Origin of the sequence: Achromobacter sp. UBA4530 (assembly GCF_002388205.1) — a bacterium.
Classification (GTDB): Bacteria; Pseudomonadota; Gammaproteobacteria; order Burkholderiales; family Burkholderiaceae_B; genus Achromobacter; species Achromobacter animicus.
In genome coordinates, this window is sequence record NZ_DGMA01000047.1 from 1 (window position 1) to 21,361 (window position 21,361).

Below are 21,361 nucleotides of genomic sequence, written 5' to 3' on the forward strand. Positions count from 1 at the left end.
CGCCGGCGGGAGAGGCGGCGATGGCGTGGGCGGCGCGGGCGGCGGCGGCGGCGGTGGCGGCGATATTCCCTTGAATGGAGTGCCTATGCTGCCAGGCGACGGCGGCAACGGCGGTCAGCCAGGGCTGGATGGCACCGTGGGCTCCGCTTTTTTTGGCGCCGGCGGCGGCGGTGCGGGCGGCAGCCTCAATCCGTTTGGCTGCGAAAGCGCCAATGGCGCCGATAGTGGTTGCGGTGGAGCGGCCGGGGCCGGCGGCGGGTTGGCCTACGGCGCGGGTGGCGGGCAGCCTGGCGCCTCCAACAACCTGAATGGCACGAACGGCGCGAACATCGTTTCTTCCCGGACTGGCGCCGGAGGCGGGGGTGGCGGCGCGCCCGGTGGCCTGGGGGGCAGAGGCGGCGGCGCCGAAGGCGGGCCTACGGGGTCAAGCGCTGGCGGCACGTCGTTGGGCGGCTATGGCATACATGTCGTGGGCGCCAACACCGTGATCACGAACGCCGGCCGCATTGTCCCGGGCACGGGGTCGGAGCAATCGGTGGCGATCCTGTACGCCGATACGGCCCACAATTCAGTGCTGAGGTTGCAGGCCGGCAGCGATATCCAGGGCACCGTGGATGCCACCCGATCCACCAACAACAAGCTGGTGCTTGACGGCGCGGCAGGCGTCGACCCGACGACCGGCGCTTCAATGGCTTTCGACGTTTCGAAGTTGGGCGCTGCGGGGGGCGTTGGCGCCAACAAGGACGTGTACCAGGGCTTCTCCGCTTTCGAGAAAGCCTCCGAAGGCGCCTGGCAATTGGTCCATGCGCCCACGCAGGCACGCACCGCGTGGCGCATCACGGGCGGCACATTGGCCATTACCAGCGGCGACAGTCTTGGCAGCACGCTCGATGCCGTGACGCTGGACGGCGGAACGCTGCAGCTCCAGGACAACGCGGCCCTCCATCATGATGTGGTCGTTGACAGCACGGGCGCAATCAGCGTCGACGACGGACAGCAGTCAGTGCTGCACGGCGTGCTGACCGGAGACGGCAGCGACTTTGCCAAGACGGGCGGGGGCGCCCTGGCCATCGCAGCCGACGGCAACTTCCACGGCGTCACGCATATTGACGACGGCACGCTGCTACTCGGCGCGGGCGGCACAAGCGGCGCCATTGGAAGCGGCGCCTTCATCAACCACGGCACGCTGGCGTTCAACCGCGCGGATGACTTCGTGTTCGGCAATGCGATCGCCGGCACAGGGAACGTGGTGAAAGCGGGCCCGGGCCTGACGACGCTGACGGGGCCGCTGACTTACACCGGCTTGACACTGCTGAACCAGGGAGAACTGGCCATTGACGGTACGACGCTGGGCTCGATGTCAAGCGCGGCGGGCGTCATGGCAAAGCTCCCGCCGCAACACACGCTGACCTTGCGCAATGCAGAGTTGAACGGCTGGATGCATGTGCCGGACACATTGAACGTGGATGCCTCCAGCCGCTGGAACATGTTCACCGGGCCGGACAATCCCGCATACAACCCCGTATACGCGACCACCAGTCACGGGACCATAATTAGCTTCGCTGGCGAGATCAACCTTGCCGGCCGCATCAACTTCATGCCGCCCGGCACGGCCAATGGCCTATCCGGCGGCAGCGTGCTGGTCGCCGACAACCTGAACGGCCAGGACGGTATCGTCCAACTGCATGTGCAGTCGACGGAAACCGGATTCACCGATCTCATTCGGCTCAACGGCGGCGCCGTCGGAACGACACATCTGGTTCTGCAAATGGATGAATCCTCCGTTGGGGACGCGCTTACCGGCGACGGCGTGATGGTTGTCCAGGCAAATGGCCCGACCGACAACGCGTTCGTGCAACGGGAGGAAACGCCAGGGGCAAACCGCAGAGGGGCTTTTCTCTACCGGTTGCAACACGGATCAAATGTTGTCAATGGCGTACAGGTTGCTCCGCATAATTGGTATGTGCGCAGCGAAGCGCGGCCCGAGGTTTCCCTGTATTCCCAACTGGGCAATCAGGCCGCGCGCCACGGAGAACTGACCGTCGGCACGCTGAATGACCGGATGGGGGCCACGGAAAGCCTGGCCCGCAAGGTTTACCCCATCGTGTGGGCACGCAGCCTGGCGGACTTGGGGCGTAATCACGGCAGCAGCGCCGGACTGGCCGCGCAAGACGTCGCGACGCGCTCCAGGCTGGCGGGCGTCCAGCTTGGAACCGACGTCTACGTAAACTTTCAAGGCTTGTCGCGGCGCAGTGCGGGGGTCTTTGCGTCAGCCAGCACCATGAAGACCGACGTGGACCATTATCTGGAAGTCAGCAAAGAAACCGTCGACGCGGGGCGCAGCGAGCAGACGGCGTATAGCCTGGGCGGCTACTACACGCTGTTGGATGGAAAGGGCAGCTATCTGGATCTGGTCACGCAGGTCAGCCGCTACGACGTCATGGCCAATTCGGCTGCGGGCGCAGGTCAGTTGACGACCACGGGGTGGGGCGGCTTGATCTCCGCGGAGGCCGGAAAATCATTCGCCGTTGGCGACGACACCAGCAACCTCCGGCTTGAGCCCCAGGCGCAGGTGATCTATCAGCGGATCAAGTTCTCGGGCGGTCAGGACGACGCAAGCGCGGTGGAGTTTCCCGGCGTGAACAGCTTGACGGGCCGACTGGGCCTGCGCCTGTCCAGGACATGGGATGCCGATTCCGCCAAGGCCAGTACGGCTTGGGCGACGGTCAACTCTCTAACCACCGCAGGCCACTCGTCAAGCCGCTATGCGACGGCCACGCAGGGCGACATCACCTTCAAAAACAAACTTGCGGGTCCGCGAGCGGGTCTGACGCTGGGATACGACAGCCTGCTGGGCGGAAATACCTTCCTGAATGTTCAAGCCGGCACGGAGCAAGGTATCGGTAGCCGCAAATCCAGCAACTACAACCTCAACGCCGGGATCAAAATCATCTTCTAACGATGGCGCAGCATTGCACGCGCTACTTACTTGACTACGTAATTCTTCGCCTCGGCCTCGCCCGCCCACTTGCGCAGCGCGCTGATGAACTCCGGGCACACGTTGCCATCGACGCTGGTGTCGGTGATGACGCTGTCCTGCATGCGCATCAGCACCTTGCACTCATACACACGCGTGCGGTTGGCGTAGTGGCCGGTGCTGCTGTTCTGGAACACCGGCGTGGCCGCCGTGGTGTTGGTAGCGGGGATCATGCCCACGACCTGCTGGCTGGTGCTGTCCACCACCCACTCGGTGTAGGGGGCGGACTGGTAGTCCGACCATTCCAGTTCCATCGTGTTGCCGACTGGCCGGATCCTGGACGGCTCGCCCAGCGCCGCAATGGCGTCGTCGATGGAGCGGCCTTCCATGTTCTTGGCGACGTTCACGCTGGGCGAAAACGACAGGCCCGACTTGAAGACCTGGCTCAGCGACGGCATCGTGGAGCTGCCGCCGGTGGGCATCGGCGCGCAGCCGGCCAGGCCCAGCGTGAGGAGCAGGCCGGTCAACAGAAGGAATGAGCTGCGGTGTGGGTTGGAATGCGGTGTCGGCTTCATGGTGTGTGGTCCAGGCTTGCGGGGTGGCAGGTCCCTCGGTAGGCGAGGACACGGCGCCGATTGTTTCTGTTCGTGACGGGGCCATTGATCCCTGGCGCCCTCGACGGCAATTCGCGCGGCCGAGACAAGGATGGCCCGCGCTGGAAAGTGCGACATTTTTACCGAAAAAAGGGGCCGGAGTTCGCAATCCGAAGTGTGAAATTTGTTACCTAATATGCCGGTTGCGCAACGCCATAGAGGGACGGACCCCGGGAACGCTGCGCTAAGATCGTCCCCGCCCAATCCACTGGATTTCACGACGATCATGCCCGCTCGCTTTCAATTCCTGATCCGCGCCGCGTTTGCGGCCCTGGCCCTGGTGGCGGGGCTGGCATCGCCCACGGCGCACGCCGCCGAAAAGCTCTACGGCGGCATCGCCACGGACGGCAAGCATTCCCGGATTTTCTGGGTGCTGCCCGAAACCGATGGCAAGGCGGCCGAAGCCGCCGCGCTGGCCGAATGCCGCAAGGCCGGCGGCAAGGAATGCAAGGTCTTGAGCTGGTTCTCCGACAGCTGCATGGTGTATGCGCGCAATTCCGTTCAGGATCTGTTCCCGGGCAACAGCGTGTCGCCCGAGATGGCCGCCAAGAAGGCGATCCGGCGCTGCACCGCCGGCAGTCCCGACGGCAAATGCCGCCTGACCACCATGCCGCTGTGCGTGGGCCCGGGTTACAGCGCCGCCGACATGCAGGCGCCCGTGAAGGCCACGCCCGCCGATCTGGAGCGGCTGTCGGCCAAGCTGAACCAGCGCGAATACTGGGGCGCCATCGCCGAAAACGAAGAAGGCGGCCTTCTCTATGCCGACGGCTATCCCAACGAAAACGATGCGCTGTCCAAGCTGCTGGATTGGGAAGACTGCAAGGGCTGCCGGAAGGTGCTGACGTACACCGACAGCTGCGTCGGTCTCGCGTGGCCCAAGGGAGCCAAGGGGCGCGGCACCAACTTCACCGTCCTCAACCCGGACCCGAAGACGGCCCGCGATGAGTCGCGTGCCGCTTGCAGCGCCAAGACCGGCAGCCCCGCTTGCGTGGCGATGGTGCGTTGTTCCGGCCGTTCGTATATCGACGGCTATGCGGGCGAGGACCAAAAGCCGAACTGACGGCGGCGCACGATGCCGCTTGCAACAAGACGGGCCTGAGGGCCCGTTTTTTGTTGTTGAAGCCGCCGCGTGGCGCGTTGTGCCAACGCGAGCAAACGATCGTCGAACATATGCAAATAAGCCCGCGTCTTTAAGGCTTCTGGCAATGTCCAAGCAATTACAACCTCTTTGTCTGGTTGTACTTGCGCGGCCTAGAATCAGCCTTGTTCCATAGCAGGCGGCAGGGCATGTCATCGCGACTTTCGATCGAATCGGTACAGCTTCCATTCTTGTCGCCACGGTATCAGGCCGTCCGCGATTTCTACCATCGGATCATCGGTTTGGAAGAGATGCCGGGCGACGGCGACCGCCTGCGATTCGCCTTGGGCGACGCCACGTTGTCGCTGTCGCCGGTGGACGAAGTGAGCCGCGCGGTCAAACCCGACTACCTGGGCATCAAGGCCAGCGCCTACGACGACATCCTGTCGCGCCTGCGCCAGGCGGGTCATCATCCCGTGTGTTCGCTGCCGGATGCGCTGCCGCGTGTCATGTACGTGAAGGATCCTTCTGGCAATCAGTTGGCTATCCTGGACTGAGGCGCGCTCGATGAACTTTCAGCAATTGCGATCCGTGCGCGAAGCCGTGCGCCGCGACTTCAACCTGACCGACGTTTCAGAAAGCCTGCACACCTCCCAGCCTGGCGTCAGCCGGCAGATCCGTGAACTGGAAGAAGAGGTGGGCGTCGACATCTTCGTGCGTTCGGGCAAACGTTTGATCGGTCTTACGCCGCCCGGCGAATTGATCCTGCCGCTGGTGGAGCAGATCCTGCAGGCGGCCGACAACATCCGGCATGCGGGCGCGGAGTATGCGGACAGCCGGACAGGCGTGCTCTCGATCGCGGCCACGCACTCGCAGGCGCGCTATGCCTTGCCGCCGGTCATCAAGGAATTTCGCCAGCGCTACCCCGAGGTCGTGCTGCATCTGCACCAGGGCTCGCCCAGGCAGGTCTCGGAGATGCTGCTAGAAGGCGAGGCTGACATCGGCGTGGCGACCGAAGCCGTGGCGGACTACCCAGGCCTGGTGAACCTGCCGTGCTACCGGTGGAGTCACAGCGTCATCGTGCCGCGAGGCCATCCGCTGGCGCGCCAGCACGACGGCGTCACGCTGTCGCAGCTATCGCGCTATCCCATCATCACGTATGGACGCGGCTACACGGGCCGCGCGCATATCGACGAAGCCTTTGCACGCGCAGGCATCACGCCCGACATCGTCATGACCGCGATGGATGCGGATGTGATCAAGACGTACGTGGAACTGGAATTGGGCGTCGGCATCGTGGCCGCAGTGGCCTGGGACGCCGAGCGCGACAGCCGGCTGTGCGCCATCGATGCGCGGCATCTTTTCGAGATCAACCTGACGCGGCTGGCGATCCGGCGCGGCGCATGGCTGCGCGGCTATGCCTTCCACTTCGTGGAGATGTTCGTGCCCACGCTGACACGGGAAGTGGTGGAGCGAGAGCTGAAGGGCGACGGCTGAGGCCGCCGTCATCGGGGCGAAAAAAAAGGAAGGCGCGGTGCCTTCCTTTTTCATTTCGCAACTACTGGATCAGCTCTTGATGAATGCCAGCAGGTCGGCGTTGATCACGTCCGCGTGGGTCGTCAGCATGCCGTGCGGGAAGCCCGGATACACCTTCAGCGTGCCGTTCTTGAGCAGCTTGACCGACAGGCGCGAGGCGTCGTCGATCGGCACGATCTGGTCGTCGTCGCCATGCATCACCAGCGTCGGCACGCTGATGGCCTTCAGGTCTTCGGTCTGGTCGGTCTCGGAGAAGGCCTTGATGCCTTCGTAGTGCGCCTTGGCGCCGCCGATCATGCCCTGGCGCCACCAGTTGTTGATCACGCCCTGCGAGACCTTGGCGCCGTCGCGGTTGAAGCCGTAGAACGGGCCCGCGGCCACGTCCAGGAAGAACTGCGCGCGGTTGTCGGCCAGCGCCTTGCGGAAGCCGTCGAAGACTTCGATGTGCGTGCCGCCCGGGTTGGACTCAGTCTTGACCATCAGCGGCGGGACGGCGCTGACCAGCACGGCCTTGGCGACGCGGCCCTGCGGCTCGCCATGGCGGGCGACGTAGCGGGCGACTTCGCCGCCGCCCGTCGAGTGGCCGATGTGCACGGCGTTGCGCAGGTCCAGATGTTGAACCACGGCGGCGGCATCCGCGGCGTAGTGGTCCATGTCGTGGCCGTCGCTGACCTGGGTCGAGCGTCCGTGGCCACGGCGGTCGTGCGCAATGACGCGATAGCCCTGGGCGAGGAAGAACAGCATCTGGGCGTCCCAGTCATCGCTGGACAGCGGCCAGCCGTGGTGGAACATGATGGGCTGGGCCGTCTTGGGGCCCCAGTCCTTGTAGAAGATTTCAACGCCGTCGGGGGTAGTGATCGTGCTCATGTCTGGTTCTCCGGGGGGGTAGTTGGACCGCAGGGATAGACTAGGGCCTTATGCGTCACCGGGAAATCCTACGCTGGGCTTGGCGCGTCATACAAAGGTATAGGCGGGGTTTGGCGGCGGATGTGTCCAATCTGCCACCTCCCGCCTTTACGCGGGCTGCGCGCCTTGCAACGCGTCGGCCACACACTGCGCCATGGCTTCGCCGTCCACCGGCTTGTCCAGGTAGGCACAGGCGCCCAGCGCCAGCAGCCGTTGCCGCGCCGCCTCGGTGGGGAAGGCCGTCATGAAGATCAGGGGAAAGCGGCGCCCTGACGCGATGAGCTCGGCCTGCAGCTGATCGCCCGTCATGGGCGACATCTGGACATCGGTGATCATGCAGTCCGGGTCGCTGCCTCGCGGGTCATTCAGGAACTCGGGGGCCGAGCCATAGGCGCGCACCTCGTAACCAAGCGAGCGAAGCAGGCTGCACAGCGCGATCCTGACCCCATCGTCGTCGTCGACAACCGCGATAGTGGGAGTGTGGTTCATGTAAGAAAATCCTTCGGGCCGGTCGGATCACGATGCGCATCCGATGCCCGGCATATTCCGTTATGAACCTTTGCGCCTGCCGCGAAAATCATACAGAGGTTTGTCCCATCCCCGGGTCAGGACGCGGAAACGCCCAGCGCCTCGGCATGGCGGACCAGATCGGCGAGCGATCGGACCCCCATCTTGCGCATGACGTGGCCGCGGTGGATCTTGACGGTGATCTCGCTCAGGCCGATCAGGCCCGCCACCTGCTTGTTCATCAAGCCCGACACCACGTGCGCCATGACCTCCCGCTCGCGCGGGGTTAGGGTCTCGTAGCGGGCGCGCAGGCCGTCCATGGCTGCATCGCGGGAGCGGCGCTGGGTGTCACGCTCGATGGCAGCCGAAACCGCATCCAGCATGTCCTGTTCGCGGAATGGCTTGGACAGGAAGTCGACCGCGCCGGCCTTCATGGCGCGCACGGTCATGGGAATGTCGCCGTGGCCGGTGATGAACACGATCGGCAGGTCGATGCCTTGGCGGATGAGCTGGTCCTGGAAGTCCAGGCCGCTGATGCCCGGCAGCCGCACGTCCAGCACGATGCAGCCGGGCGCGTCGGGAATCTGGGTCTGCAGCAGTTCGGCGGGCGACGCGCACAGGGTGGTGCGCAGCCCGATCGAGCGGAACAGGCTGTCCAGCGAGGCGCGCACGCTGGCCTCGTCGTCAACGACGATCACCTGGGATTGCGGAGCGGCGGGCGCGGCCCCGGTGGCGGAGAGGTGGTTCATGTGGAAGGGTTCCCCTGCGTGGTGGCGAGCGTCAGCGTGAAGGCCGCACCCGCGCCAGGCTTGTTTTCGACGGTAAGGCTGCCGCCATGGGCCTGCGCCGTGGTGCGGCAGATCGGCAGGCCCATGCCCATGCCTTGCGGTTTGGTGGTGAAGAAGGGATCGAACAGGCGTTCCAGGTCGTCCGGCGCGATGCCCGGACCGGTATCGCCCACGGAAACGGCGACCAGACCGTCGTCGTGGCGCCGGGCGCTGACGGACAACTGGCGGGCCTGCGTCTGGCCGGACATGGCCTGGCTGGCGTTGACCATCAGGTTGACCAGCACCTGCTGAAGCTGGATCCGGTCGCCCATGATGAGCGGCAGGCCCGGCTCGATGTCCACCTGCAGCGCCACGCGCTCGCGCGTGAGTTCGTGTGCGACCAGGCGGGTGGCTTCGTCGATGACGGCGCCGATATCCAGCGGGGCCTGCTGCACCGGCGCCTTGCTGAGGAACGCACGAATGCGTTTGACGATCTCGCTGGCGCGCCGGCCTTCGGAAATGATGCGTTCCATGGCCAGCTCGACCTCATGCAGATCGGGCTGGGGACGGCGCAGCCAGCGCATGCCCGCGTCGCCGCTGGTGACGACCGCCATCAAGGGCTGGTTGACTTCGTGCGCGATCGACGCCGTCAGTTCGCCCAGCGTGGCGACACGCGCCGCGTGCGCGAGTTCGGTCTGCGCCAGCAGCAGCGCGTCCTGCGCCTGCCTGCGCTCGGTGATGTCCACCACGAAGACCAGCACGGAACCGTCCACGTCGTCGGCCGGCGGAAAGGTGATGGTGAACAGCACCGGCACCCGCGAGCCGTCCGCGTGCACGACCTCGGTCTCGCCTTCGTGGAAGGCGTCGCCCTGGGCGAACGCCGTCAGGGACCGCGCAAACATGCGGTCGTCTTCGCACAGGATGTCGTCCACGGAGTAGGGTGCGCTTGGGGCGGCCGGCCGGCCCACCATGGCCAGGAACGCGGGATTCATGTCATCCACGTCGGTCAGCTTGCGCATCTGGCCGATGAACTCGGGATGCTGGGCGAGGTGGGCGGTGAGGGCGGGGCCATCCATCAGACCCAGGGCGGTCAGCTCGGTGCGCACGGCGCGCCAGTCTTCCTGGATGACACCGATGCGGCTGGCGTCGAACATGCGGCGGTAGCGTCTTTCGCTGCTGACCAGCGCGGTGTAGGCGGCCTTGCGGTCGGTCACGTCGCGATGCGTTTCCATGACGCCGGTGACCCGGCCCTGATGATCCCGTTGAAGCACCCAGCGGCTTTCCAGCACCAGCGTGGCGCCGGCCTGGGTCTTCTGTTCCAACGTACCATCCCAGCTGCCGGTAGACAGGAGTTCGGCCTCGATGGCCTCGCGGCGGTCGGGGTAGCGGGTATGCAGCAGGTCATCGGCAACGCGGCCCAGCGCCATGCTGGCGGGCCAGCCATAGGCGTCTTCGGCGGTGCGGTTCCAGAAGTTGATCACGCCTTGGTGGTCGCGCACGAAGATCATGTCGTGCGACAGATTGAGCAGGCGCGCCTGCGCGGCGAGCCTGCGGGTGGCGCTCTGGTTCTGCAGCGCCAGCAGCGCCGCAATGCCGATGGCGGCCAGGCTGACCAGCGCCCGGGCCGTGGGCGAACCCACATGGTTCAGACCGTGGGAATTCAGATAGGCCGCGATGGTGAGCACGATGCCGCCGGTGCCCGCCACGATGATGTCCAGGCGCCGGAATGTGCGCGCCGCCAGCAGCACCACCACGACATAGAGCACGGCCACGGCGCCGTCGAAGTCGGTGAATGTGTCCACCACGGCAATGACCAGCGCCAGCAGCAGGGCGGCCGCGCGAAACAGGAATTGCATGCGATGCGGGCCCGCGGTCTCCGGGGCGCCGGGACGCGACTGCTGCGGCGGCTGGCCAGGTGCGCGGCCGAGTGTCGACGTGAGCAAGATCCACCTCTGGGTAAGGGCGCGCGCGTCGGGCAGGAAACCGGGGGCACGCAATGAGACCCGCACATTATCAGCCATCTTTGGAAGAAGACACGCGTATTTCCTGGGTAAACCTTGGTATGACCGGAGAAAACGATGAGCCGATTTTGCTGGCGGGGCGCCGTGGCTATTCTGGTTTCCATCGGGAATCGAAGCCCGAATCGTGAAGCCAACCCCTGAAGCCAACCCGGAGAAATTCCATGAACGATCTTTCGCTTCAAAGCCGCATCACCGCTCCCCTGCGCACCCCCACCGACCTGGGCGCCGAGGCCAGGGTCGACATCGCCGCCGCCCTGACGGGCCTGCTGGCCGACATGTTCGCGCTGTATCTGAAGACCAAGAACTTTCATTGGCATATGTCGGGTCCGCACTTTCGCGACTATCACCTGATGCTGGATGAGCAGGGCGACGAGATCTACGCCACGACGGACGTCATTGCGGAACGCGCCCGCAAGGTAGGCGGCACGACGCTGCGTTCGATCGGACACATCCAGCGCCTGCAGCGCCTGGCCGACAACGACGCCGACTACGTGACGCCCGAAGACATGCTGGCCGAGCTGGCCGACGACAACCGCCGTCTGACGGGCTTCCTGCGCGCCACGCACGCCGTGTGCGAGGAACACAACGACGTCGCCTCGACCAGCCTGATCGAAAACTGGATCGACGAGGCCGAGCGCCGCACCTGGTTCCTCTACGAATCGACCCGCGCCGCACGCTGATCCGACCCGGCCACATGCAGTCCTGACCTTGGCGCCGCGTGCGGCGCGTCCAGGAGACGTTTCATGTCATACGACTATCCCGCGGCCGTCCTGCCTGCCGGCACGACCGCTCCGTCCTTCGCCTTGCCGGCCACGCCGGACCAGACAGTTGCGCTGGAAGAATTGCGCGGCCGGCCGCTGATCCTGGCGTTCTATCCCGCGGACTGGAGCCCTGTCTGTGGGGACCAGATGGCGCTGTACAACCAGATCCTCCCTGAATTCCACAAGGCCGGCGCTCAGCTGGTCGGCATTTCGGTGGATGGGGTCTGGTGCCACGCCGCGTTCGCCGCGGACCGCAAGCTGCATTTCCCGCTGCTGGCGGATTTCGAGCCCAAGGGCGAGGTCGCCAGGCGCTACGGCGTCTATCGTGAACAGGAGGGCATCGCTGATCGTGCGCTGTTCGTCATCGACGCCGAGGGCGTCATCCGGTGGAGCTATGTGTCGCCGCTGGGCATCAACCCGGGCGCTGACGGCATCGTGGACGCGCTGGACAAGCTTGCCCCCGCTTTGCAAGGAGTTCAATCATGAGCCGCCTTTTCATTCCGGTGAATGCCCAAGACCACGCCGAAGGGCCGGATACCGCGCCCGTGACGCTGGTGGAGTATGGCGATTACGAATGTCCGTATTGCGGCGAGGCCTATCCCGTGCTGAAGGCGGTGCAGCGTGCGCTGGGCGACCGGCTGCGCTTCGTCTTTCGCAACTTTCCCATTTCGGAACTGCACCCGGACGCGGTCGCGGCGGCGGAATTTGCCGAGGCCGCCGCGCAGGCGGGCAAGTTCTGGCAGGCGCACGACATGCTTTACGAGCGCCAGAACGCGTTGAAGGAGAGCGATCTGTTCGCCTATGGCGAGGAGATCGGCCTGTCGCCGCAGGTGCTGCATCGCGCCTTTGGCGGCGCGTTCGACTCCAAGATCGAAGTGGACTTCAGCGGTGGCGTGCGCAGCGGCGTGAACGGTACGCCCACGCTTTTCATCAATGGCGTGCGGTACGACGGCCCGCGCGATGCGGACAGCCTGATTGACGCGCTGAACCAGGCGGCGCGTGCCGCCCCGGTCCATGCGTGAAGGGGTAGGGACCGGCATCGCCCGGTCGCCGCGTTGCCCTGGGACTTAAGTCTGGCGTTTTGCTGCCGTTACATTTCTCAAAGGAACCCCGGCCGGGTGGCAGGCTTGCCTCCGGCTTTCCAGAGGAAGAGACGCCATGACATCTGTTGCCTCCATCGGCCCCGTGACCACGATCGGTCTGGCGCCGCCCACCACTGGCGTGACCCGTGCGGGCGACAAGACCGATATCGCGGCCGTGCCTGCATCGACGACGGTCACGCTTGGCCAAGGCACGTCCCCCGCGCTGACCTACACCTCGCAGCCGGCGGCCGCGGGCGTGGTCTGGGAGCGCGAGGCGGGGGACAAGGTGTCCTCCGTCATCGCCGACACGATTTCCGCGCGCACGCTAGCCGGGCGTCTGGAAGGCGTGGCTTCTGCGCTGCTGGCCCGGTTCCAGACCGACGGCAGCAATTATTCGCAGTCTGCCAGGTTGTCGCCGGGCGCCGGCCAGATCGACGCCCTGGGCAACGTGCAGGCAGGTACGGCCACGCAGGCCGAGGATGCCTACACGCTGCGCATCACCACGGCCAGCGGCGTGAAGGTCCAGGTCAGCCTGACCAACACCGCTGATGGCATTGGGGTGCAGATCGACGTGGCCGAGGGCGAGCTGTCCGAGACCGAGCGCAAGGCCATCGCTGGTCTATCCGAGGCGTTCCAGGACGCGGTGGATGGCCTGGCGTCGGTGCCGCCGCGCATGGCGTGGTCCAGCCTGGCGAAGTTTGATTCCGCGGTGCTGTCGTCGGTATCGCTGCAGGCCACGACCACGACGGATGGTGTCGTTTCGCAATCCATCGATTTTTCCGCGGACAGCAAGCAGCGGTCGCTGACCATCAAGAACGCCGATGGCGTGGTGAAGGTCGACGTCGACGTAAGCAAGGCCGCGCTCTTTGGCAATGCGCAGCAGCGCGCTGCTGCCGTCAGCGATTATCTGCAGCAGTTCGACGCGGCCCGCAGCCGCGGCAAGGGCAACGAGGCCCAGATGGCGGTGTTCAAGGACGCATTTGCCGAACTGCACCAGAGCTACGAAGCCGGCGCCGCCCCGTCCAGCCAGTCGCCGCGCATCGTGGCGGCCGGCTACACGTACCGAAGCCTGCTGTCGGGCGTGGCGGACTTCTCGGCCTCGATCTCGCAGACCATGGACGCGAGCAATCCGTACAGGACCACCGAAGTCGATCAGTTCACCTATCAGGTCTCGCAGAACAGCAGCACGAGCGGCCGGCCCTTGTTCGACCTTGGCGTCAAGCAGGAACAGCGCGCCAATCTGACCGCCAGCTACCATTTGGCAATGACGCCGCAGCAGACGCTTGACCTGTCCAAAGACAAGGACTCGCAGAACTACAAGTTCATCCAGATCAAGGACGAGGTCACCAGCCAGACCGGCATCCAGTACGAGCTGGGCGCGCTGGCCGAAGCCACTTTCACGCATACCCGCAATCTGTCGACGCGGGTGCAGTCGTACGTGAAGGGCGAGCTGATCGAAGACACCTTGACCCCCGTGATTGAAACCCGCACGCGCGACCTGCTGTCGCTGGTGCGTGCCGCGGAGCTGGAACCTTCGGAGAGCGAGCGCCTGCAGCGCCGCGACCCTGCAGCGGCGGATGCGATGCTGCTGAACAAGCATCTGGCGCTGTCGCGCGCGGTGGCGCGGGAACGGCAGGACTGAACGGGCTGCGGGGTCGGAAGATCGCCCGCAGCCGAGCCGCTTTTTACTTGAACAGCGCGGCGTTCTCTTCCAGCACCGCATCGGCGCATTGCGCGTCGAGGTTGCCGCCCGGTGCGCCGGCCACGCCGATGGCGCCGATCACGCTGTTGCCGGCCTTGACCGGCACGCCGCCGCCCAGCAGCAGAAAGCCCGGAATGTCGGTCAGGTTCGCCGCGCCGGGGTTCTTTTGCGCGTTTTCCATCATGGTCAGGGTGGGGGTCTTGGCAGACACCGCGGTAAACGCCTTGGCGCGGCTGGCTTCGATGGTGTGCGGGCCGGCGTTGTCGGCGCGCGCAAAGGCCTTGAGCAGGCCGGCGCGATCCACGACCGAGGCGCTGACGTTGTAGCCCTTGGCCTGGCAGGCGGCGACGGTGGCGGTCGCGAGCTTCTGCGCGTCTGCCATCGACAGGTTGTTTTCGCTCAGCACGGCAGCGTTGGCGGCGCCGGCGAAAGCCAGCGTGGAGAGCAGGGCGGCAAGCGACAGTTTCTTCATGGTCTGCATCCTTTTCGGGGGTGTTGCGGTAGGAGCAGACAGTGTGGCCAAAAGGCCGCGGGCGCGGTATACGCCCGACTACGCGCGCGCCTCCGTAGCGTTACGGAGGCGGCGCTTCAATCGAGCAGCGTCGCGTACTGGCGTATCAGCTGCGCCAGCGACTCGGCTTCCAGCTTGGCGAAGACGTTGGCACGATAGGTCTCGACCGTGCGCGGCGACAGATCGAACTCGCGCGCAATCTCCTTGTTGCTCATGCCACGCACGATGCGCTCCAGCACCTCGTGCTCGCGTCCCGACAGCCGTGCCAGGCGGTCCGCCGCCGCCTGCGTGACGGCGAGGCGTTCGCGGCTGGCGATGTGCGTGCGCACGGCCGCCTGGACCGCATCGAGGAACACGTCGTCGTCGACCGGCTTTTGCAGGAACTCCATGGCGCCGCCCTTGAACGCGCGGCGGCACAGGTCTACGTTGGCATGGCCGGTCAGCATGACCACGGGCAGGTCGGACCGTTCGGCCAACTGCGCCAGCACGTCCAGTCCGCTGATGCCGGGCATGCGGATGTCCAGCACCACGCAGCCGATCACCGGCTGCGCCAGCGCGGCAAGAAACGCCATCGGGTCCGCAAAGCCCGCGCTGCGCAGGCCAACGCTGCGCAGCAGCAGCCCAAGACCGTCGCGGACCGCGTCGTCGTCATCCACCAGATAGACCAGCGGGGAATGATCGTTGGGATTCATGCGGCGGCTCCGGCCTGCGGCAGGCTGACGGTAAAACAGGCGCCAGCGGGGCTGAGGTTGCGCGCGGCGATGCGGCCGTCCATGGAACCGGCCAACGTATCGCACAGCGCCAAGCCCAGGCCCATGCCCTGATCGCGGGTCGTGAAGAACGGTGCGAAAAGGCGCGGCATGGCGTCCGCGGCAATGCCCGGGCCGGTGTCGCTGACGCTGAATTGATAGCTGCCGTCGGCTGCGCGGCCTTCCAATGCGATCTGGCGCGTACCCGAGGCGCCGTCCAGCGCATCCGCCGCGTTCTGCACGAGGTTGTGCAGGATCTGTTCGAGGGCCACGCGATCGCCCAGCGGCCGCGCGCCGGGACTGGCGTTGGTCCAGGTCAGGCGGATGCCCTGCCTTGCAAGCTCCGGCTCGCGCAGAAAGCGCAGTGAGGCCACCAGCGCGTCGGGGTCGATAGCTTCGCGCCGCGCGGGCGAACTGGGCTGCACCAGCGCGCGCATGCGGCTGATGATGTCGGCGGCGCGCTTGGCTTGTTCGGCGCTGGCAAGCAGCGCGTGGCGCACGACCGGGCGCTCGTCCTCGTCATCCAGCAGGCGTGCAGCGGCGCGGGTTTGCGCCAGGATTGCGGTCAGCGGCTGGTTGAGCTCGTGCGCGATGCCGGCGGCCATTTCGCCCAGCGTGCTCAGGCGCGCCATGGCCGCCAGACGCACCTGTTCCTGCTGCCGGCGCGCTTCTGCGCGCGAGCGATGCCAGGCGGCGGCGCCGGCCACCAGCAAGCCGCTGGCCACGGCCCAGGCCAGCCAGGCGGTCCACGGCCAGAATCCGGGCGTCAACGTGCGGGTGCTGCGCATCTGAAACGGCTGGCTGGCCGCGCCCAGCGGCTTTTGCAGCGCCAGCGTCCAGCCGGGCAGCGCATCGTTGGGTTGCTTGTCCAGCAGCGGTAGCGGGGTGCGATCCACCGTCAGGGTCAGGTTGCCCAGGCCCGGAGGAAAGTCGGCGGCCGGCACGAGCTGCCGCGCGTCGATCAGCAGGCTCCACCCGGAAGGCGACACCAGCCAGTAGCGCGCGTCGTCCACGGCAATCGTCACGGGGCGGCCCAGTTGCCGGGCGCGCTCCACCGCTTGTTGCAGGCCAGCCGGCGCGGGCAAGCTGCCCGCCCAGACGCCGCCCGGCAGATGGCCAAGCCCCAGTAATTGCGGCATGGCGGGGTGCAGGCTGGGAAAGAGACGTTCGGGAGCGGGAGGATGCGACAACGCGGCCAGCGTGGCCAGGACGGCTTCATGCTGCACCGTCTTCTGGCTCAGCATGCGCTGGGCGATGCTGGTGCTCTGGAAGAAGCGCTCGTACTGGTCCACGTACTCCTGCCGCGCGATCCAGATTGCGCCCAGAAAGAACAGGACCAGCCAGCAGATGAAAGCGCGCGTGCGCGAGAGGGGATTCACGCCGGCAATTATGCCTTGCGGCAAATGCGCACCGGAATCCGTAGGGCTACGGAGGGTCAGGCGGCCAGCTTGTGCGGTCCCGCACCGCCCGCGGGCTGCGAGTTCGCGGACACCGCGATCTGATACAACGCGGCCACCAGATCCGATTGCGTCACCAGCCCCTGCAGATGGCGCGATTCGTCCAGCACCGGCACGCAATGCAGGCTGTCCGACATCGGACGGGCCAGCTCGATCACGGGCAAGCCGGGTGTAGCGAATGGCACTTCGCTGCGCATGCAGTCGGCCACGAGCAGGTCGGGCGCCGATTCGGCATCCGTGGGGACCGGGGTCAGACGGCTCTTTCTCGCCAGCACATCGCCCTGAGCGATCATGCCGGCATAGCGGCCCGCTGAATCCAGCACGGGCAGGGCCTGCACGCGGTGCTTGTCGAAGAGGCGGACCGCGTAGTCCAGCGGATCCTTTTCCATCACGGTCACCACATCGCGCGACATGATGTCGGCGCAACGCACGTCGCCAAAACGGCGGACGCTGGCGCGCAACTCCGCAGCCAGCACGATCTCTTCCAGGTCTTCCTTGCTGATGTCCAGCAGCTCGCCGCGCTGGCTCAGCGCTTCGTCCAGGTCGGTTCGCGAAAAGCCCAGTCGTGCGCTGGGAATCGGATCGCGCGTGTTGTGGCCGGCAGCCGGTTCCGCGTGGCGGCGGGGATAGTTGCGTTTCAGCGCGCCGTTAAAGACCACGGCAATGCACAGCAGGATGACGGAGTTCAGCGCAACGGGCCACAGGGCGAAGGCGTAGCCCAGCTTGGCGACCGCGGGGCCCCCCAGCACGGCGGTCAGCGCGACGGCGCCGCTGGGCGGGTGCAGGCAGCGCAGCGAAAACATGGCGCCAATGGCAAGCGCCACGGCCACGGCCGCGGCGATACCAGGGACAGGAATGAATTGGGCGCAGAAGACGCCAATCAGGGCAGACACCAGGTTTCCGGCCATCAGCGACCAGGGCTGGGCAAGCGGGCTGGCAGGTGCTGCAAACAGCAGCACGGCCGACGCGCCCATCGGGGCGATGAACCACGGGTTGTCGGCGCCCAGCGCGTGACGTCCCACCCACTCTGTGCAGAACAGGCCGAGCAGGGCGCCTACCGCGCCGTAAAGTTTCTCGCGTCCGTTGACGCCCACGGGCGCTGGCGCGAACGACCCCAGCCAGCGCTTGAATGCAACACCCAAGACAATCTCTCCTCGCGACGCATTGATATGTCGCGGGGCGACAATTTATCACGCCGCTTATTTCCGGGCGGCATGAGCTTATGCCGCGCAGACGCAGTCGAGGGTGAAAAACGGTTGGATCAGTCCTTGCCGGTCTCGGCGCCCATGCGTGACAGCAGCCGCGTCAATAGCGGGCGCATCGCGTGCAGTTCTTCGAGGTGAGAGGCGGACAGATCTTCGAGCATGCGCTCGGCCTTGGCAGTCAGCACGACCTCGACGCGGCGTCCGTCTTCGGGGTCGGCTTCGCGGCTGACGAGATCCAGCCGCGCCAGACGGCCTACCAGTTCGGCGGCGGTGTGCGGCCGGATCAGCAGACGGTCGGCGATTTCGCCGACATATAGTCCGCGCCGTCCGGGCGCGGTCTTGCGCGTGCCCTTGATAGCGAGAAGCGCCTGATGCTGCTGCGGCATCAGGTCCAGGCCCGCGGCCGCGCTTTCGCTGAACGCCGCGAATTTTCGCAGCGCATAGCGGAAATCCGCGAGCAGTTCGTAGTCGGCGGGAGACAAGCGAGTGGGTGTCGGGGAGGCGTTCACCCGGCGATTCTAATATATGTCGTGCTACGATATATATGACTTTTCGCAAACTCCGTGCGAATACTTCCAACCCTTCCTTGACCATGCCCCCCATTTCCTCTTCCGCCAAGCCCGGACTGCGGCTTGGCGACTTCACCACCGACCGTCGCGTCGTCCTCTTGATGGGCCTTGCCATACCGGTCGGACTGGCCAGTGTCGCCGCCGCCTGGCTGCTTCTTCGCCTCATCGCACTGTGCACCAATCTCGCCTATCACGGCCTGTTTTCGTTTGCCGACCTCCCCATCACGACGGGGCGGCTCGGACTCGGCTCCGTGTTCATTCCGGTCGTTGGCTGCCTCATCATTGGCCTGATGGCGCGCTACGGTTCCGAGAAGATCCGTGGTCACGGCATCCCCGAAGCCATGGAAGCCATCCTGATCGGCAAGAGCCGCATCCAGCCGAAGGTGGCGGTCCTTAAACCCGTGTCGTCGGCGGTGTCCATCGGCACCGGCGGCCCGTTTGGCGCCGAAGGGCCGATCATCATGACCGGCGGCGCGATCGGCTCACTGCTCGCGCAGACCATTCACCTGGACGACGGCGAACGCAAGACGCTGCTTGTTGCGGGTGCGGCCGCCGGCATGACCGCGATCTTCGGCACGCCGCTCGCCGCCGTGCTGCTGGCGGTCGAGCTGCTGCTCTTCGAATGGAAGCCCCGCAGCTTCCTGCCCGTGGCCGTGGCGGCGCTGGTGGCGGCCGCAACGCGCGCCTTCATCATGGAGCCCGGCCCGATCTTTTCGTATGCCGGCGCGCTGGCCTTCACGCCGTGGCACCTGGTGGCCTGCGCCGCCGTGGGTGTGCTGGCGGGCTTGGGGTCAGGCGTGCTGACCTCGTTGGTGTACGCAGCCGAAGACCTGTTCGAGAAGCTGCCGATCCACTGGATGTGGTGGCCGGCCATCGGCGGGCTGGCGATCGGCATTGGCGGGTTGATCGAGCCCGCCGCGCTTGGTGTGGGCTATGACAACATCCGGCACATGCTCGCGGGCGATCTGGCTTTTCAGGCCGTGCTGGTGCTGCTGGTGGTCAAGGTTGCCATCTGGTCGATCGCGCTGGGCTCCGGCACGTCCGGCGGCGTGCTGGCGCCGCTGCTGATCTTCGGCGGCGCGATCGGTGCGCTGGCGTCGCCCGTGCTGCCGCAGGCCGATCCCGGCTTTTGGGCGCTGGTGGGCATGGGGGCGATGATGGGCGGCACGATGCGCGCGCCGCTGACCGCCACCCTGTTTGCCGTCGAATTGACCGGCAACATGCACGCGCTGCTGCCGGTGCTGGCAGCCTGCGTGTTTGCGTATGGCGTGACGGTGCTGCTGCTCAAGCGGTCGATTCTGACCGAGAAGATCGCGCGTCGCGGCCACCATATCAGCCGCGAATACCGCGTGGATCCGTTCGATCTGCTGCGCGTGGCCGACGTCATGACCACGCCGGTGCAGACGTTGCCCGACACGATGACGGTGGCGCAGGCCGTCGCGCATTTCACGACCGCGCAGCCGGGGCATACGAGTTATCCGGTGCTGGACGGGCAGGGCGTCGTGGTGGGCGAAGTGACGCGCGCCGACACCCTGGCGTGGGCGCTGCAAGGTGCGCCGGACGAACGGACGCTGGCGCAGGCGCTCGATGGGCGCGAGCTGGTGTACGGGCACGCTGATGAATTGGCCAGTCAGATCGCCGACCGGATGGCGTTGTCCGGGGCGGGGCGCGTGCCTATCCTTGATCGCGATAGCGGCCGCCTTTTGGGCATCGTTGGACGCAAGGATCTGTTCCGGTCCCGCGCGCGGCGGTTGCGCGAGGAAAGCCAGCGGGCGGCGTTCTTTCGCCGGGCACAGAAGCCAGTTTGACTAAGTCGCCGCAGCGCCTTTGCCGCCCGACGCGCGTAATTCCCACAGCACGTCCAGTACGTGCTGCGTGGCGGCTTCCACTTGCCCGGCACGATGCGCGATGCCCAGTGGACGCCACAACGCGGGCCGCACCGGCCGCATGATGACGCGGGGATCGGGTTGCGGCGCGGTGGCCTCATGGGGCAGTAGCGTCGCGCCATAACCTGCAGCCACCAAACTCTTGATGGCGTCGTTGTAGTTCAACTGAATGCGCGCGCGAGGATTGAGTCCAGCGGCCGCGAACCATTCTCCGGTCAGGCGCGACAGCCGCGTGCTGGCGTCATTCAGAATCAGCGGCCGTTCAGCCAGCCACGCGGGCGTGAGGCGCGCTGGCGCTTTCCAGGCCGCCGGCAGAAAGGCCATCACCGGGTCGCGGCGCCACGGACGCAGCACCAGACCGTCGATGGGCGGCTGGGGCAACGCGACCAGTCCCACATCCAGCGTGCCTTCGGCCAACCGCAACAAGGTTTCCTGCGACGTCAGCACCGCGACTTGCACGTCGATGCCGGGGTGATCGCGTCCCAATGTTTCCAGCGCCTGCGGCAGCAGGTGGGCGATGGCCCCGGTTGACGCCCCAAGCCGCACGCGGCCCGCCAGCCCTTGCACTTGCCGCTGCACGTCATCCAGCGCCTGGTCTGCCTCCGCGAGCAAGCGGCGCGCACGTTCCAGCAAGGTTTCTCCGATTGACGTCGGCCGGACCTGGCCGCGTTTCCGGGTGAGGAGCGGGGCGCCGACGCGGGATTCGAGGTCCGATACGTGCAGGCTGACCGTGGGCGGCGCCAGATGCAGGGCGCGCGCGGCGTCGGCGAACGAGCCGAGGTCGGCAATGGCGACCAGGGTGCGCAGACGGTCCAGGCTGATTTCGCGCATGAGAGTTTCCGGGGCTGGGTGTCGGCTTCGGTTGCGGATTCAGGGTCAAATCCGATATCGGCTCAGTTCAGAAATCCTGAACCAAACGATCATGATATTCGACTTTTCTTATCTCGCCCGCAGATCGAAGATAAGGTCCATTCCTGAACGAATCAGGCAACGC

20 protein-coding genes are annotated in these 21,361 nt (G+C 66.1%); 9 read left to right on the top strand and 11 right to left on the bottom strand.

The window, feature by feature from the left end; genetic code table 11:
- The first annotated feature begins 85 nt into the window (after nucleotides 1-85).
- Nucleotides 86-2,959: an autotransporter outer membrane beta-barrel domain-containing protein gene (locus B2W22_RS26980; RefSeq protein ID WP_286940263.1), complete on the top strand. Its 2,874-nt coding sequence runs from the start codon at nucleotides 86-88 to the stop codon at nucleotides 2,957-2,959.
- Nucleotides 2,960-2,985: 26 nt separating this feature from the next.
- On the opposite strand, the gene B2W22_RS26985 is transcribed toward B2W22_RS26980, so the two are convergent.
- Nucleotides 2,986-3,552 (bottom strand): hypothetical protein, encoded by a 567-nt coding sequence (locus tag B2W22_RS26985; RefSeq protein ID WP_286940264.1) that lies wholly within the window; start codon nucleotides 3,550-3,552, stop codon nucleotides 2,986-2,988.
- 304 nt (nucleotides 3,553-3,856) lie between these two features.
- Here B2W22_RS26985 and B2W22_RS26990 point away from each other — a divergent pair, with 304 nt between their 5' ends.
- The 3 genes from B2W22_RS26990 to B2W22_RS27000 all read left to right on the top strand — a co-directional run bounded on the left by B2W22_RS26990 (nucleotide 3,857) and on the right by B2W22_RS27000 (nucleotide 6,205).
- Nucleotides 3,857-4,690: a DUF4189 domain-containing protein gene (locus B2W22_RS26990; protein WP_239213770.1), complete on the top strand. Its 834-nt coding sequence runs from the start codon at nucleotides 3,857-3,859 to the stop codon at nucleotides 4,688-4,690.
- Between the two features lie 227 nt (nucleotides 4,691-4,917).
- Nucleotides 4,918-5,265, top strand: a complete 348-nt coding sequence (locus B2W22_RS26995; protein ID WP_286940268.1) for a VOC family protein — start codon at nucleotides 4,918-4,920, stop codon at nucleotides 5,263-5,265.
- 10 nt (nucleotides 5,266-5,275) lie between these two features.
- Complete coding sequence (locus B2W22_RS27000) at nucleotides 5,276-6,205, top strand: CysB family HTH-type transcriptional regulator (protein WP_175136403.1); 930 nt, start codon at nucleotides 5,276-5,278, stop codon at nucleotides 6,203-6,205.
- A 69-nt stretch (nucleotides 6,206-6,274) separates the two neighbouring features.
- Here B2W22_RS27000 and B2W22_RS27005 read toward each other — a convergent pair whose 3' ends face one another.
- The 4 genes from B2W22_RS27005 to B2W22_RS27020 form a co-directional block, all read right to left on the bottom strand.
- The gene (locus tag B2W22_RS27005; protein WP_286940270.1) at nucleotides 6,275-7,111 is read right to left on the bottom strand and encodes an alpha/beta fold hydrolase; all 837 of its coding nucleotides are present in this window, start codon (nucleotides 7,109-7,111) and stop codon (nucleotides 6,275-6,277) included.
- A 147-nt stretch (nucleotides 7,112-7,258) separates the two neighbouring features.
- On the bottom strand, nucleotides 7,259-7,639 hold the full coding sequence (locus B2W22_RS27010) for a response regulator transcription factor (RefSeq protein WP_286940272.1): 381 nt from the start codon (nucleotides 7,637-7,639) through the stop codon (nucleotides 7,259-7,261).
- 116 nt (nucleotides 7,640-7,755) lie between these two features.
- Nucleotides 7,756-8,406, bottom strand: a complete 651-nt coding sequence (locus tag B2W22_RS27015) for a response regulator transcription factor (RefSeq protein ID WP_279971057.1) — start codon at nucleotides 8,404-8,406, stop codon at nucleotides 7,756-7,758.
- On the bottom strand, nucleotides 8,403-10,280 hold the full coding sequence (locus tag B2W22_RS27020) for a PAS domain-containing sensor histidine kinase (RefSeq protein WP_175121406.1): 1,878 nt from the start codon (nucleotides 10,278-10,280) through the stop codon (nucleotides 8,403-8,405). The genes B2W22_RS27015 and B2W22_RS27020 overlap by 4 nt, the downstream gene beginning before the upstream one ends.
- 326 nt (nucleotides 10,281-10,606) lie before the next feature.
- Between B2W22_RS27020 and B2W22_RS27025 the strand changes: the two genes are divergently transcribed.
- From B2W22_RS27025 to B2W22_RS27040, 4 genes are all read left to right on the top strand, one after another.
- Nucleotides 10,607-11,125 carry a Dps family protein gene (locus tag B2W22_RS27025; RefSeq protein WP_175121407.1) on the top strand — a complete coding sequence of 173 codons (519 nt, stop codon included), beginning with the start codon at nucleotides 10,607-10,609 and terminating at the stop codon, nucleotides 11,123-11,125.
- A gap of 63 nt (nucleotides 11,126-11,188) precedes the next feature.
- Nucleotides 11,189-11,692 carry a redoxin domain-containing protein gene (locus B2W22_RS27030; protein WP_175183552.1) on the top strand — a complete coding sequence of 168 codons (504 nt, stop codon included), beginning with the start codon at nucleotides 11,189-11,191 and terminating at the stop codon, nucleotides 11,690-11,692.
- The gene (locus B2W22_RS27035) at nucleotides 11,689-12,228 is read left to right on the top strand and encodes a DsbA family protein (RefSeq protein ID WP_286940274.1); all 540 of its coding nucleotides are present in this window, start codon (nucleotides 11,689-11,691) and stop codon (nucleotides 12,226-12,228) included. The genes B2W22_RS27030 and B2W22_RS27035 overlap by 4 nt, the downstream gene beginning before the upstream one ends.
- Nucleotides 12,229-12,364: 136 nt before the next feature.
- Entirely contained in the window at nucleotides 12,365-13,930 is a 1,566-nt protein-coding gene (locus tag B2W22_RS27040) for a hypothetical protein (RefSeq protein ID WP_286940276.1), read from the top strand.
- A gap of 43 nt (nucleotides 13,931-13,973) precedes the next feature.
- Here B2W22_RS27040 and B2W22_RS27045 read toward each other — a convergent pair whose 3' ends face one another.
- The 5 genes from B2W22_RS27045 to B2W22_RS27065 all read right to left on the bottom strand — a co-directional run bounded on the left by B2W22_RS27045 (nucleotide 13,974) and on the right by B2W22_RS27065 (nucleotide 18,421).
- A complete protein-coding gene (locus tag B2W22_RS27045) occupies nucleotides 13,974-14,462 on the bottom strand; it encodes a GlcG/HbpS family heme-binding protein (RefSeq protein ID WP_056566538.1) in 489 nt (162 codons plus the stop codon).
- Between the two features lie 116 nt (nucleotides 14,463-14,578).
- The gene (locus B2W22_RS27050) at nucleotides 14,579-15,193 is read right to left on the bottom strand and encodes a response regulator transcription factor (protein ID WP_105239080.1); all 615 of its coding nucleotides are present in this window, start codon (nucleotides 15,191-15,193) and stop codon (nucleotides 14,579-14,581) included.
- Complete coding sequence (locus tag B2W22_RS27055; RefSeq protein ID WP_175121411.1) at nucleotides 15,190-16,629, bottom strand: sensor histidine kinase; 1,440 nt, start codon at nucleotides 16,627-16,629, stop codon at nucleotides 15,190-15,192. Before B2W22_RS27055 ends, B2W22_RS27050 begins: the two co-directional genes overlap by 4 nt.
- Before the next feature lie 56 nt (nucleotides 16,630-16,685).
- Nucleotides 16,686-17,849 carry an HPP family protein gene (locus B2W22_RS27060; protein ID WP_175121412.1) on the bottom strand — a complete coding sequence of 388 codons (1,164 nt, stop codon included), beginning with the start codon at nucleotides 17,847-17,849 and terminating at the stop codon, nucleotides 16,686-16,688.
- Between the two features lie 119 nt (nucleotides 17,850-17,968).
- On the bottom strand, nucleotides 17,969-18,421 hold the full coding sequence (locus tag B2W22_RS27065) for a MarR family winged helix-turn-helix transcriptional regulator (RefSeq protein ID WP_175121413.1): 453 nt from the start codon (nucleotides 18,419-18,421) through the stop codon (nucleotides 17,969-17,971).
- 83 nt (nucleotides 18,422-18,504) lie between these two features.
- Between B2W22_RS27065 and B2W22_RS27070 the strand changes: the two genes are divergently transcribed.
- Nucleotides 18,505-20,289 (top strand): chloride channel protein, encoded by a 1,785-nt coding sequence (locus B2W22_RS27070; RefSeq protein WP_175121414.1) that lies wholly within the window; start codon nucleotides 18,505-18,507, stop codon nucleotides 20,287-20,289.
- Here the strand turns inward: B2W22_RS27070 and B2W22_RS27075 are convergent, their stop codons facing one another.
- Nucleotides 20,290-21,198, bottom strand: a complete 909-nt coding sequence (locus B2W22_RS27075; RefSeq protein ID WP_175121415.1) for a LysR family transcriptional regulator — start codon at nucleotides 21,196-21,198, stop codon at nucleotides 20,290-20,292.
- Between the last annotated feature and the right edge of the window lie 163 nt (nucleotides 21,199-21,361).